This window comes from Gordonia sp. ABSL11-1 (assembly GCF_030315685.1).
In the GTDB taxonomy this organism is placed as follows: domain Bacteria; phylum Actinomycetota; class Actinomycetes; order Mycobacteriales; family Mycobacteriaceae; genus Gordonia.
In genome coordinates, this window is sequence record NZ_JASXSI010000098.1 from 1 (window position 1) to 680 (window position 680).

Genomic DNA, 680 nt, shown 5'->3' on the forward strand with positions numbered 1-680 from the left:
TCGGTTGTAGCTGGGTACGGGTCGTCGGTGGGGGTCGACGGTGGCGGGTGGGGTGAGCCAGGCGTGGTGGTCGGTGCCGATGTACACGTCCCATCCGTTGTGGTGGATGTCGGCGTGACAGGCTGGGCACAGTAGGCACCCGTTTGCCAGGCAGGTGTCGCCGCCCTGGCTCCAGTGGGTGATGTGGTGGGCGTGGCAGCGTTCGGCGGGCGCACCGCACTTGATGCAGCATCGGTCGCGGATGTAGAGGGCTTTGCGTTGTGCGGGGGTGAACAGCCGTTTGTCTCTGCCGACGTCGAGGGGGACGGTTTCGCCGTCGACGAGCAGGGGTGTGATTGTGGGGTCGCAGGCGAGTCGGTTCATCGTGGCGCGGGTGATCGATCCGCTGTGTTCGAGTGTGGCCAGTTGGGGGTTGTCGGCGGGGATGGTCAGGAGCACGTGTGTTCTCGGAACACTGTTCATGTCGTGTCCGCCTGCGGCGGCGATGTCGAGCACAACTTCGAGGGCGTCGGCGAGGCGTCGTTCGGTGGATCGGGCGTCGGGGGAGCCGTCGGGTTCGGGCCGGGGTGCGCCGTAGCGTTCCATCGCGGCCTGGAATTTTTCGCCGACTTCGGTGTCGAGGTCGGCTTCGACGTGCAGGCGTCCGTCGGTGGTCTTGTGTTTGGTGAGGGTGTTGATGG

1 protein-coding gene is annotated in these 680 nt (G+C 66.0%); it reads right to left on the reverse strand.

Annotation, left to right across the window (positions count from 1 at the left end; genetic code table 11):
- On the reverse strand, positions 1-680 hold a 680-nt coding region (locus tag QSJ19_RS26615; protein WP_286324063.1), incomplete at both ends, for an HNH endonuclease.